The sequence below is a fragment of the Clostridium sp. AF36-4 genome (assembly GCF_003435975.1).
Lineage (GTDB): Bacteria > Bacillota > Clostridia > Lachnospirales > Lachnospiraceae > Eubacterium_F.
In genome coordinates, this window is the sequence record NZ_QTVH01000010.1 from 32,573 (window position 1) to 45,321 (window position 12,749).

Here is a 12,749-nt window from a genome sequence, read left to right on the forward strand (position 1 = left end):
AGTATTAACAAGGAGGAAATATCATGGCAGGCTACAGAAAACTTGGAAGAACATCCAGCCAGAGAAAAGCTTTGCTGAGAAATCAGGTAACCAACTTGTTGTATCATGGCAAGATTGTTACAACGGAAGCGAAAGCAAAAGAAATTCGTAAAATTGCTGAAAAGCTTATTGCGATGGCAGTAAAAGAGAAAGATAATTATGAAACTGTTACTGTAAAAGCAAAAGTTGCTCAGAAAGATAAAGATGGCAAGAGAGTCAAAGAAGTGGTTGACGGAAAGAAAGTAACTGTTTACGATACTGTAGACAAGGAAATCAAGAAAGACAATCCTTCCAGACTTCATGCAAGACGTCAGATGAAGAAGATGCTTTACACAATTACCGAAGTTCCTACAGAAACTGCCGGTAAGAAAAAAGCAACAAAAGAAGTAGATATTACAAATCTTCTGTTTGACGAGATTGCTCCTAAGTATGCAGACCGCAACGGTGGTTATACAAGAATCATTAAGATTGGACCACGTAAAGGTGATGCTGCAATGGAAGTTGTAATCGAATTAGTATAAAGATACTGCAAATATGGGGACTGCCTTCGGACAGTCCCTTTTGTGCATATGGAGAAATTTGAAAGGAGACAAACTATTGATTCGTGCAGAGCATATTAAGTTTGATTACATCCGGCGGGATGGAGAAGATAATGTGATAGCTGTGGAAACTGCTGTCAACGATGTCTCCTTTGAAGTGAAAACGGGCGAGTTTGTTGCGATACTGGGGCATAATGGCTCCGGTAAATCCACGCTTGCCAGACATATCAATGCCCTTTTAGTTCCAGAAGAAGGAACGATGTATGTGGATGGCATTGACACTTCAGAAAAGGATATGGTTTGGGAAATTAGAAAAAGGGCCGGCATGGTGTTCCAGAATCCGGACAACCAAATTGTGCAGAATGTTGTCGAAGAAGATGTTGGATTTGGACCGGAGAATATCGGCGTACCGACTAAAAAAATCTGGGAGCGTGTCGAGGAAGCTCTAAAAAAAGTAGGCATGCTTCACGAAAGAAAATCGTCCCCGAATCATTTGTCCGGTGGACAGAAACAGCGGGTAGCAATTGCCGGTATTCTGGCGATGCATCCGAAATGTATTGTATTAGACGAGTCGACGGCAATGCTTGACCCGGTTGGGCGAAGAGAAGTGTTAGACGCCGTAAAGACATTAAATAAGGAAGAACATATTACGATTTTGTGGATTACGCACTACATGGAAGAAGTTACCGAGGCAGACAAGGTAATTGTGATGAATAAGGGCGAAATCGTGATGGAAGGAAAGCCAAAAGAAATTTTTGCCGAGGTGGAAACACTGCAGAAATATCATCTGGATGTGCCGCAGGTAACACTTTTGGCGCATGAGTTGAAAAAGAGGGGGATGACAATTCCTGTTGGAATTACGTCCGCAGACGAATTGGTAGATGTGATTGCAAAACAATTGGGAAAGTAGGAACTTGTGATGGCGATTATTATTCATGAATTGGAGCATCGATATGAGGATGGAAGTGCCGGAGAAAAAGTGGCGCTTCACGATGTGAATATAAAAATTGAACAAGGCGAAATGATTGGTCTGATCGGTCATACCGGTTCCGGAAAATCAACGCTTATCCAACATTTGAACGGCCTTTTGAAGCCGACTTCCGGGGCGGTCTTTTACGATGGAAAGGACATCAATGACAGTGACTTTTCCAAGAAGAAACTTCGCAGTAAAGTTGGACTTGTATTTCAATATCCGGAGTATCAGCTGTTTGAGAGTACGGTGATTGATGATGTGAAATTTGGACCAAAGAATATCGGTATGGATTCACTGAAAATCGATATGAACTCTTTTCAGGCACTCAAACAGGTAGGTATTGGTGAGGATTTATTAGATGTATCACCACTTGAATTGTCCGGCGGACAAAAACGCCGTGTAGCCATCGCCGGTGTTCTGGCAATGGAGCCGGAGGTGTTGATTTTAGATGAGCCGACAGCAGGACTTGATCCAAGTGGAAGAGATGAGATTCTTGATTTGGTTGCAAAACTGCACAAAGAGCGGAATCTGACGGTGATTTTAGTATCCCACAGTATGGAAGATGTGGCGAGGTATGTAGAGCGTCTTATTGTGATGAACCATGGAACGGTGGCGTTTGACGCAATACCGGGAGAAGTATTTTCTCATTATAAAGAGTTAGAGAAAATTGGATTGATGGCACCGCAGGTGACATATGTGATGGAAGGACTGGCAAGGCGTGGTGTTACGCTGCCGCACAATGCAATAACTGTGCAGGAAGCAGTCGACAGTATTTTACAGGCAAGATAAGAAAAGGGGATTGAATTATGTTACGTGATATGACAATCGGACAATTTTATCCGGCAGAGTCGGTGATTCACCGTCTGGACCCTCGTGTGAAAGTGGTCGGGGTACTTGCTTATTTGATTTCACTTTTTTTGTTTCGCGGTTTTGTTGGATATGCTGTTGTTACCGTATTTCTAGGAACGGTGATTGTACTTTCCAAAGTCCCGCTCCGCTACATTGTACGCGGTATGAAGCCGATTCTGTTTCTGCTTATTGTGACGGCATTGTTTAACTTGTTTGGAACAAGCGGCGATGTGGTATTTCACTGGAAATTTATCACCATTACATGGCAGGGAATCCGAAAGGCTGTCTTTATGTCCATGCGTTTGAGTTACCTGATTGTCGGATCCTCGATGATGACATATACGACGACGCCAAATCAGTTGACAGATGCGATAGAAAAATTGTTAAAGCCGTTAGAAAAGATAAAGGTGCCGGTTCACGATTTTGCGATGATGATGTCCTTGGCGCTGCGTTTTATCCCGATTCTTCTCGAAGAGGCGAACCGGATTATCAATGCACAGAGTGCACGCGGTGCGGATTTTGAAGAGGGCAGATTGTGGCAGCGTATGCGTGCCATGGTATCGATTCTAGTGCCGCTTTTAGTATCTGCGACCAGACGTGCTTATGAACTTGCCAACGCAATGGAGGCAAGATGTTATCACGGCGGAGAAGGCCGTACAAAGATGAAACCGCTTAAGTACCGGGCGGTTGACCGGATTTCGTATGGGGTTCTTCTCGGTTATCTGGTTTGTGTGATTGGCATTACTCATTTTATTCCATGGTAGGAGGAGAAAATGCGGAGAATACGATTGATTGTTTCTTATGATGGAACAAATTACTGTGGGTGGCAGATTCAGGAAAATGCGGTGACTGTGGAGGGAACGCTTACAGACGCATTGCGAAAATGGCTGAAAGAAGACATAGAGATAATTGGAGCGAGCCGCACGGATTCCGGTGTGCATGCGTATGGAAATATCGCTGTGTTTGACACAAACAGCCGGATTCCGGCGGAGAAATTTGCGATTGGTCTCAATCATTATCTGCCGGAAGATATCCGGGTGCAAAAGTCAGATGAGGTGGAATCGGATTATCATCCAAGATACCGCAATACAGAAAAAACGTATGAGTATACAATTTTAAATACGAAAATCAATCTTCCCACATACAGCCGGTATTCGTATCATGTATATCATCCTTTGGATTTTGAGGCAATGAAAGAGGCGGCAGCCCTTCTTGTCGGTGAGCATGATTTTTCAGCCTTTTGTTCAGCGGGCAGTCAGGTGAAATCAAAAGTTCGTACTATTTACGAGGTATCCCTTGATAGGCAAAAGGCAATGGGGTGCAATGGCGGTGAAGTGATTCGAATTCGTGTGCGCGGGAATGGCTTTTTATATAATATGGTTCGGATTATTGCCGGCACGCTGGTTGAAATCGGTGAGGGCAGGAGATGCTTAGCGGATGTCAAACAGGCACTTTCTACCGGAGAGCGTAAAAAAGCGGGGCCTACGGCCCCGCCGGAAGGACTGGTACTTGTGGAAATCCGTGAAGTACCTTAAATAAAGATTTTATTTCCATGTTTGCATATCGTAAGCATGGATTTTTTTTGCGTTGTCAACGACATAGAAGTAATTGCCGATTCGTATACCTCGTGTGTTTGACATTTCCTTAATTGGAACATTTAATACCTGTTTAAATTCAGTTCCATCAAAATGATAGAGCTTGTAGCGCAGTGTGGTGTCAGTTATCGTGGCAAAGCCGACAAGCTTCCTCTCCTCATCAATGAAAACCGATTTGTGGTTACTGCCTGCTTCCGTTTCGCTGTATTTTGGCAGGAGCAGTTTTGTCTGTTCGGTCACGGAACCATTTTCTCCTAAGGCAAAGAGAGAAATTTTTACTTTGTTATTATCACCACCTGCCATTCCAACGCCAATCAGTTGGTTTTCGCCGAAGGAATGAAGGTAAGAGGAGAAGCCCGGCAGTTTTAATTTTGCTTTAACAACCGGCTTTTTCGGATTGCTGATGTCGACGGCAAATACCGGATCTGTCTGGCGGTAGGTGACAAAGTATGCCATGGAACCAATGTAATACGATGCATAAATGGTTTCGTCGTTACCTAAATTATCAATTTTGCCAAGAGTATTCATGTTTTTGTCTAAAATGCAGATACCATTGGTCGATGTTTCGTTCCTCCAGTCAGTGTAGACGAAAGCAAAATTTCCTTTATATTCATGCATATAATAGGAATCATTAATTTGGCCTTTTACCTTTTTTGTTGTTTGGTAGGAAAATGCGCCGTCTTTGTATTCAAATTTGCTGATGGCAGTTTTTGTGCTGCTGTTCCATAAAAATTGTTCGTAAATGGTGTTGGCAAGGTATAAATGGGATGTGCTCATGTAGTATGTGGTGTAATCTGAGAGCACGGCCGCGGTGTCGGAGAAATTATCCGGTTTGGTAAGATTTACACTTGTCATGACAACATAACTATTTACAGGGTCATCTACAATTTTTTGTATCTTATTTTCCTTCATTGTTTTGCCGTTTACGGAAGGTATATATTCAGATATCTTTTTTTCGCTTTTGCATTCACCCATGATTAGGTGGGCAGAAAAGGTGTAGAGATATCCATTTGTAAAGCGGGAAGTTTTATAAATTCCGCTTTGCGACAGGCTTTTGATTTTTTTTGCATTTTGCGGTGTACTGACATCGTAAATATCTATATAGGTGGTTTCATTCAAAGTAATGCAATCATCAGCAACGCCGCAAGTGGCATTTGAATTATCTTCAATGCTGTCTGAGGAAAGTATAATTAATTTACTGTTTTCTAAATACAATTCCTCTACCCATCTTTTTTTTAGGGTAAATTGCTTAACTAATTCTATAGTTTTTCCCTCCACAGAATATATGCGGATTTTGGCACAATTGTTGTTATTTAACATGGTATAGATAAAGGAACCGTCTGTTTTGACGATGTCGCCTTCCATGACATCTTTTACTTGAAGATCCGTTTCTGAATAGTCGTGGGTGACTGTTGTGTCTTCAGCTCCTGTCGAGGATTTTGCTCCGGTGGATGCTGAATCTTCTGCGGCAATATCGGACATGGATTGCTTGTCATGATATTTTTGAATCAGGCTATAAATTTCTGAATAACTGGTATTGCCGACAAACTCGTGTCGGTCCGAGGTGGTTGGCTTCGAATTGGCAACAGGGGTTCCTTTTTCTGATTGCCGTCCGGTGTTGAAGTAATAGGCTGTGCCGGCAATAAGAAGCGCAAGACAAGCAGCTGCCGCAGTAATGCCGGCATACAATTTTTTGTGGGTGCGTTTTTTAGGAACTTCCATTTTTTTATCTATCATTTCTTCTATTTTTGCAGGGTGCAGAGAATCCGGAACCGGAATGGAATCCGCTTCTTCGCGCCAATGCTTTTTGAGTTTTTCTTCAAAATTTTTATCGCTCATAATTGACCTCCTTATGTTTATAAGTCCGCATTTTTCTCGCGGAGTTTTGCAAGTGCCCGGCTTTTGATGGAACGGATGGAGCCTTCCCGTTTTTTTAGAATACCCGCGATTTCTCTGCTGGTATAGCCGCCAAACACGGATAAGGTGATGACGCGCCGTTCCGGCTCACTAAGCTGCGAAAGTTCGTCTTGAATTTCCGGTGTCAGGTAGCCATCTTCGGCGGCAGCCGGTTCCTGCCATGACGCATCACTCAAATAAATGGATTTTTGTTTTAATAATTTTTTACATTCGTTTGCCGTAATCTGGAACAGCCAGCTCTTGAACGCGTCATTTTTCCGCAGTTTATGTAATTGCTCAAATGCTTTTAAAACGGCTGAACTGACGGCGTCCTCGGCGGTTATACTGTCCTTCGTATAATAAAGGGCAAAATGGTATAAGTCTTTGTAATAGATTTCGTAAAGTCTGGCAAAAGCATGGGAATCGCCCTTTTTTGCCTGCTGTACGAAAATCCAGTCTGTCTTTGTCACGGGTGCCTCCAATCTGCACATTTGTGCGAATATACTGTATACAGTTCTCTGTGAAATCCCTCACAGCTAATAATTAGATTGATTTTGGTGTCAAAGTGTTGCATTTATTTCATTTTTTTATACTGTTTTTATTATGGCCTTAAGAAATGGTCTGCGTCAAGAAAAAAATCTTGACAGAGGCACTTTGGTATCGTATACTATACGAGTATGGCGTGTTTTGTCGTTCCATGCCCCGGTAACGAGAATACGCATGTAACAAGGAAAACAGCCGAACCAGTTTTGTTTTGCAAAACCTAGTAAGCAAGAACTAAATAAGGAGGATTCCAAGGATGAAAAGTTTTATGGCAAGTCCATCCACAGTGGAAAGAAAATGGTATGTTGTAGACGCTGAAGGAAAAACTTTGGGACGTCTTGCATCAGAAGTTGCGAATGTATTAAGAGGTAAAAACAAACCAACTTACACACCGCACATTGACACAGGCGATTATGTAATCGTAGTAAATGCAGAGAAGATTCAGGTTACAGGTAAGAAACTGGATCAGAAGATTTACTATCATCACTCTGAATATGTAGGCGGAATGAAAGAAGCTACATTGAGAGAAATGATGCAGAAGAAACCGGAATTTGTAATTACTCACGCTGTAAAGGGTATGCTTCCAAAGGGACCTTTGGGACGCCAGATGCTTAAGAAACTGCACGTATATGCAGGACCGGAGCACAACCATGCAGCACAGAAACCGGAAACATTGGACATTTAATGAGGTGTAGAAAGGAGAGATAACATTGGCTAGTTCAACATTTTACGGAACAGGAAGAAGAAAATCCAGTATCGCTCGTGTATACCTTACACCAGGTACCGGTAAAGTGACAATTAATAAAAAAGATATTGACGATTATTTTGGTCTTGAGACTTTGAAAATCATTGCTCGTCAGCCTTTGGAAGCTACAAACACTGCTGACAAATACGATGTAAAAGTTACTGTTAAAGGTGGCGGTTTCACAGGTCAGGCAGGCGCTATCCGTCATGGTATCGCTCGTGCATTGAATGAAGCAGATGCTGATTTCAGACCGATTCTTAAAAAGGCTGGATTCCTTACTCGTGATTCACGTATGAAGGAAAGAAAGAAATACGGCTTGAAGAAAGCTCGTCGTGCACCACAGTTCTCCAAACGTTAGTTTTTGGAAACAGGATTATTACAACATCGGGAACAGAATTGTTCCCGGTGTTTTTCTATATTTTGGTCTTAGGTGACTTAGATTCTAATTTTCTGTATTACGGTCAACCATTTTGGATGGATGGGGTGACTGGAATTTGTATATTTGCGATAGCGGTCAACCGTTTTGGATGGATGCGGTGACTTAGAATTGCATATTTGCGATAGCGGTCAACTTTTGGATGTAAAATGGTTGACTGGAATCATATTTTTTCCCAAACAAGTCATTTTAGTTAATAAAATAGTTGACTAAAATAATAGAAAAGCAAAAAAAGGTCAACAAAAATAGATATATGAGTTGACTGGATTTAAGTATTTTGTAAATAAAGTCATATGGAAGAGGTGGATAAATGCAAGGATTGAAAAAATTGTTATTAAAGGAGCAAAAAGAATTAGAAATGATTTGCAGCAAGGTAGAGAACGAATTGAAATCTGTACCGGAAGGAAATCTGCGGATATCGAAAGACAAAAATAAGGTTCGATATTACCATTGTGTAGAAGATAATGAAGGAACTTATATTTCAAAAATAGATTCCGAACTGCCAAAGCTGCTTGCTCAAAAGAAGTATAATCAGAGTGTGCTGAAAAAAGCTAAAGCAAGACTTCGGCAGATAGAAAGGATAACGAGGGACTATTCCGATGATGAAATTGAAAAGATTTATACATCGATGCATACACAAAGGCAGTTATTAGTTACACCAATTGAGCCAATATGGGAGAAAGAACTTGTTCGGTGGTATGACAGCGAATATCATGGCAAAGAATTTTACGAGGGAACTGCTGAAATTGTGACAGAAAAAGGTGAGCGTGTCAGGTCAAAGTCAGAGAAGATTCTTGCGGATTATTTCTACAGAAACAACATTTTATATCAGTATGAAAAACCCCTATATTTGAAAGGATATGGTACGGTATACCCGGATTTTACATTTTTATCGAAAAAAACGCGGAAAGAAATTTACTGGGAGCATGAAGGTATGATGGACAAACCGGAGTATGCCAAATCTGCTGTAAAGAAAATAGAATCTTATCAGAGAAATGGAATTCATCTGGGAGAACGTCTGATACTTACTTTTGAAACAGAGTTGAAAGTTTTGAATTCTCAGATTGTTGAAGAACTGGTGGAAAAATATTTGGTGTAGAGGTGGTTTTGTTCTTGACCCGATATGCTTGGTATGCTACTTTAATTAAAAATAGTAATAAAGACAATAACTGGAGGGTGATAGTGTGACGGCAAAACTAAGAAATATGACATCATTGTACATTTTTAAAGGTGATAAGGTGCTGCTTTTGTATCGACAGGGCAGCAGAGTTGTTAACGATATGTGGATAGGATCTGCTGGAGGACATTTTGAACCAGAAGAATTAAATGATGCAAAAGCATGCGTGTTGCGGGAATTAAATGAAGAATTAGAACTTGCGGAAAAAGATTTATCTCATCTGGCACTGCGGTATGTAACATTACGAAGATGCAACGGAGAAATCAGACAGAATTATTATTTTTTTGCAGACCTTAAAGACGAAGTTGATGTCAATTTTCATTCGAGTGAAGGAATCAGCAGGTGGTTTGACTTGTCAGAATTGAATTCCTTAGAAATGCCATTTACATCAAAGTATGTGGTAAAACATTATTTAGAAATTGGCTGTAAAAATCATGATATATATGCAGGAATTGCTGATGGAGAAAAAATAGTATTTGTTAATATGCCAGAATTTTAGATGAAAACAGCAATTTAGAAACAGAGGGGGAATACTTATAATGGAAACAGATAAATGTCAGTTTATAACAGACATTATGCCAATCATTTTGCCAGTTGTATCAGCTATTGTAACACTAATAATTAGTTCGGTTGTTCAGTTTGTAAGGGATAGGCAATCAAACAAGCAAGAACGAGTGATGGCAATTTTAAACTATAAGGTATTGGCATATCAGGATATGTATAGTGCATTGTTGCAATATAGAAATTATTTTATGCTATTTGTGGATGGAGGAAATGAATACAAGCAAAATGAAGATTTAGAGAAGTTTGCTCCGCTAGAATCAAATACGCTAATGAGGGAAAAGTACAATAAAAATCTGTTGTTTATAAGTGATGATTTGAAGAATAAAGTTGAAGATACATTAGCGCAAGGAGAAACATTAAATAACCTTGGTATTGCTTTATGTCAAAAAGATACAAGAGATTTATATTTTGATGCTGTGCCATCTAGTTGTGAAACGGTCATTAATAAGATAGATGAATGTGTTAATTTAATAAAACAAGAATTGCTTATTAAAAAGTTATAGCCCCCCTCACTCCCCTATCTGGCACAGCACAGAAGCGTAAAACATCCCATCCTTTGCCTCAAACCGGCATATGCCGCCATGCTGGTTCACAATATTTTTCACGGAGCGGGTTCCAAGCCCAAGCCCTTTATGTTTGGTGGAAACAAGATTTCCATCTGGGGTATGTGCAAGTGTTCCGGTGAAAGTGTTATCTACGGTGATACAGAGTGAGCCGCCGTCAGTATTTGCGCGGACGATGATTTTTTTGTCCGGTGTTTGTTCCGATTTGCAGGCATCTACAGCGTTTTCCAATAGGTTGCCGAGGAGAACCGAAATGTCGGTTTCCGGAATGTTGATTTTTTCCGGAATTTCTGTTTTTACGAGATAGGTAATACCCTGCTCTTTAGCCTGTTGTGCAAAATATACAAGTACGGCATTGGCGGCAGGATCTGCGCAGAACTGTACCGGCGTATCGTCTGGTAAACTCATTCTGTACTGTTTTAGATACTCACTTAGAGCAGTATAGTTTCTCGTATTCAGGTATTCCTGCATAAGTGTGATATGGTGGCGGACATCGTGCTTGGCTCGGCGCACCTCTGTGATTTTCTCTTGCAAATTTTCGTATTGTACCGTCTGCATGGTCAATTCATGGTTGCGTTCCGTCAGCAGGAGGGTTTTGGTCTGCTCCAAAATCAGGCGTGTAACGACATAGTAAATGAAAATGGCGCCGACATTGATAATAAATAAAAACAGCGTATTTTTCGGACGCAGGGCAATTTCAAGACTTGATTTGGAAGCATTTCCGTAGAACGCATAATACCACATCACATAAAAGGTGGCAGGAATTACCCACAAATACCGCCACTCAAAGCCGGATGGCTCCTTTTCTACTGCCGGTGTATACACTTTTTTCATATAGAAAAACAGAGGAATAGCAAGAATTATTTCTACCACAGCAAGCATGAGAGAAAAAGACCAGCGGTAATTTTGTACGGCGAGGTCAGGGAAGAAAAGATTTTCTATGGTCTTTGATGAAATTACAGCGAGGTTCGCAAGATTTGAAATCATTAAAAGTGTAAAAAACGTTTTGCCAAAGTGTTTTTTTATGGCAAGAAAATAAAAAGCAGCATACAGGATGGTGCTTACTGCACTGATGGTTCCGGTGTTGTTTCCGGGAGCAAAGGCAGCCCATGCACCGAGAAAAAGCTGCAAAATTGTCACAAGAACAATCAAAAAAAATGTTGTTTTTATCGAAAAACGAAGACTGTGCCGGAACGGATAAAGTGCCAGGGCAAGAAAAGGAAGAAAATTCAGCAGGGAATAAATGGCGACTTCCGCCAATCGATAAAAAGACAGCATCATTTGCCACCTCCATTTCGTAACATTTCAAACCGGAACGTAAAATAGGCATCTAAAACTTCTTTGGATTTACGTCTGCTAATTGGGATACTTTTTCCGTCGCTCATGACAAAAACATCATTGGTCTGGGAAGCAACTTCATAAAAATTAATCAACATACCTTTTGTCGGGCTGGAAAAATACGGATAGGCACATAAGAGCGATTCAATTTCGGAAAAAGAAGTCCGCACAATTGTGTCAACGTCGTATTTGCAGTGAAGGGTGACCCGGTGTGAAGAAAAATCAACATAGATAATATTGCGCAGGATGGCACTGGTGCCATCGGGAAGTTTTACCGTACGCATCTTCTCAATTTCTGCGAGGTTAAGCCGGTCTAACATAACCTTTACTTTGTCACGCCCAAATGGTTTGCGCAGATAATAGCAGGCATTTACCTCATAACTTTCACTGGCAAATTCATTGCTCGTTGTACTGAAAACAATTTTTACATTGCTGTCTCGTTCCCTGATTTTACGGGCAACATCCACGCCGGTCAGTTTGTCCATAAAAATATCTAAAATAATAAGGTCAAAATCCGCAGTCTCCCAAGCGGTCAGAAACTCTTCGCCACTTCGATAATCCGATATTTCTGAAGAATCTCCGAGAAATTCATTTAACAAAGTGCTCAGTTGTTCACACATTTGTATATCATCATCCACAATCGCAATTCTCAAAGTTAATCTCCTTATAATCCAAAAGTTTTACAAATTTTCCTTATTGTAGCATATTTTGACACAAAAACAAAGAAGCATAAAAGAATATTTTTACCGTTTGTGTAATTTTTTTACCGCTTGTGCCAAAGTGGTTGCTATTTGTAAAAAGTTCGGGTAAGATTTGTGTTACGGCTAAAGACATAACAGGAGGATATGTGAACACAAGGGTAAACACGAAAGGGAAAGACGAAGGCAAACAGAGAGGGAAAGCAAACGGCAGTCTGTAATAGGCTGCCGTTTGGCATGCAGAGAACACTTGACCTTGACGTCACGCACATAACATTCTATGATAAAAGAAGAAATATCAATAGAAAAAGGAGAGTGCTTGACTTATGAAAAAAATAATCACATATGTTATGATATTTACGATGTTAATTACAACGGCTGCAGTTTCTATGGCGGTTCCTGCATCGGCGGCGGTGAAAAAGCAGAGCAAAAGACAGGTGACATTGATTCGAAGCTACAATAAAATATACCGCAAATGCAAAAAGAACTTTAAGTATGATGGTTCGCAGCTTGAAATGAATCAAGATTCTTACAAAGAATTCAAAATCTGGGACAAAGAACTTAATCGCGTATACAAACTGCTTTATAAAGGGTTGTCGGCAAAGCAAAAAAAAGTGTTAAAGAAAAAACAGATTCGCTGGATAAAGAAAAAAGAAAAGGAAGCAGCCAAGGAAGCGGCACAATGGGCTGGCGGAAGCGGACAGCCGTTGGCACGTAATATGGTGTTGATTACAGAGACCAAGAAGCGTTTACGCTGGCTGATTCGAACTTACGCATAAGAAGGAGCACATAGA

At 40.6% G+C, this 12,749-nt stretch carries 15 protein-coding genes; 11 read left to right on the forward strand and 4 right to left on the reverse strand.

Annotated features, from left to right (window positions below):
• The first annotated feature begins 23 nt into the window (after window positions 1–23).
• From DW005_RS07125 to truA, 5 genes are all read left to right on the forward strand, one after another.
• Window positions 24–560 (forward strand): L17 family ribosomal protein, encoded by a 537-nt coding sequence (locus tag DW005_RS07125; RefSeq protein ID WP_022377250.1) that lies wholly within the window; start codon window positions 24–26, stop codon window positions 558–560.
• Between the two features lie 76 nt (window positions 561–636).
• Complete coding sequence (locus tag DW005_RS07130) at window positions 637–1,488, forward strand: energy-coupling factor transporter ATPase (RefSeq protein ID WP_242989382.1); 852 nt, start codon at window positions 637–639, stop codon at window positions 1,486–1,488.
• Between the two features lie 9 nt (window positions 1,489–1,497).
• Window positions 1,498–2,340: an energy-coupling factor transporter ATPase gene (locus tag DW005_RS07135; protein ID WP_117478718.1), complete on the forward strand. Its 843-nt coding sequence runs from the start codon at window positions 1,498–1,500 to the stop codon at window positions 2,338–2,340.
• 17 nt (window positions 2,341–2,357) lie between these two features.
• Entirely contained in the window at window positions 2,358–3,164 is an 807-nt protein-coding gene (locus tag DW005_RS07140) for an energy-coupling factor transporter transmembrane component T (RefSeq protein WP_117478719.1), read from the forward strand.
• Window positions 3,165–3,173: 9 nt separating this feature from the next.
• Complete coding sequence (gene truA / locus DW005_RS07145; RefSeq protein ID WP_117478720.1) at window positions 3,174–3,935, forward strand: tRNA pseudouridine(38-40) synthase TruA; 762 nt, start codon at window positions 3,174–3,176, stop codon at window positions 3,933–3,935.
• 9 nt (window positions 3,936–3,944) lie between these two features.
• On the opposite strand, the gene DW005_RS07150 is transcribed toward truA, so the two are convergent.
• Together DW005_RS07150 and DW005_RS07155 are read right to left on the reverse strand one after the other, a co-directional pair.
• Window positions 3,945–5,834, reverse strand: a complete 1,890-nt coding sequence (locus DW005_RS07150) for a beta-propeller domain-containing protein (protein WP_117478721.1) — start codon at window positions 5,832–5,834, stop codon at window positions 3,945–3,947.
• Window positions 5,835–5,851: 17 nt separating this feature from the next.
• A complete protein-coding gene (locus DW005_RS07155) occupies window positions 5,852–6,361 on the reverse strand; it encodes an RNA polymerase sigma factor (RefSeq protein ID WP_022377256.1) in 510 nt (169 codons plus the stop codon).
• 329 nt (window positions 6,362–6,690) lie between these two features.
• On the opposite strand from DW005_RS07155, the gene rplM reads away from it, so the two are divergent.
• From rplM to DW005_RS07180, 5 genes are all read left to right on the forward strand, one after another.
• A complete protein-coding gene (gene rplM / locus DW005_RS07160; protein WP_022377257.1) occupies window positions 6,691–7,119 on the forward strand; it encodes a 50S ribosomal protein L13 in 429 nt (142 codons plus the stop codon).
• Window positions 7,120–7,144: 25 nt separating this feature from the next.
• The gene (gene rpsI, locus DW005_RS07165; RefSeq protein WP_022377258.1) at window positions 7,145–7,537 is read left to right on the forward strand and encodes a 30S ribosomal protein S9; all 393 of its coding nucleotides are present in this window, start codon (window positions 7,145–7,147) and stop codon (window positions 7,535–7,537) included.
• Between the two features lie 388 nt (window positions 7,538–7,925).
• Window positions 7,926–8,714 carry a hypothetical protein gene (locus tag DW005_RS07170; RefSeq protein WP_117478723.1) on the forward strand — a complete coding sequence of 263 codons (789 nt, stop codon included), beginning with the start codon at window positions 7,926–7,928 and terminating at the stop codon, window positions 8,712–8,714.
• A gap of 85 nt (window positions 8,715–8,799) precedes the next feature.
• Entirely contained in the window at window positions 8,800–9,291 is a 492-nt protein-coding gene (locus tag DW005_RS07175; RefSeq protein WP_117478724.1) for an NUDIX domain-containing protein, read from the forward strand.
• 40 nt (window positions 9,292–9,331) lie between these two features.
• The gene (locus DW005_RS07180; RefSeq protein ID WP_117478725.1) at window positions 9,332–9,859 is read left to right on the forward strand and encodes a hypothetical protein; all 528 of its coding nucleotides are present in this window, start codon (window positions 9,332–9,334) and stop codon (window positions 9,857–9,859) included.
• Between the two features lie 6 nt (window positions 9,860–9,865).
• Here the strand turns inward: DW005_RS07180 and DW005_RS07185 are convergent, their stop codons facing one another.
• Both DW005_RS07185 and DW005_RS07190 read right to left on the reverse strand, forming a co-directional pair.
• Complete coding sequence (locus DW005_RS07185) at window positions 9,866–11,200, reverse strand: sensor histidine kinase (protein WP_242989383.1); 1,335 nt, start codon at window positions 11,198–11,200, stop codon at window positions 9,866–9,868.
• Window positions 11,197–11,910 carry a LytTR family DNA-binding domain-containing protein gene (locus tag DW005_RS07190; RefSeq protein ID WP_117478726.1) on the reverse strand — a complete coding sequence of 238 codons (714 nt, stop codon included), beginning with the start codon at window positions 11,908–11,910 and terminating at the stop codon, window positions 11,197–11,199. The genes DW005_RS07185 and DW005_RS07190 overlap by 4 nt, the downstream gene beginning before the upstream one ends.
• A gap of 371 nt (window positions 11,911–12,281) precedes the next feature.
• On the opposite strand from DW005_RS07190, the gene DW005_RS07195 reads away from it, so the two are divergent.
• Window positions 12,282–12,734, forward strand: coding sequence for a lysozyme inhibitor LprI family protein (locus DW005_RS07195; protein ID WP_117478727.1), 453 nt, complete (start codon window positions 12,282–12,284; stop codon window positions 12,732–12,734).
• Window positions 12,735–12,749: the final 15 nt, after the last annotated feature.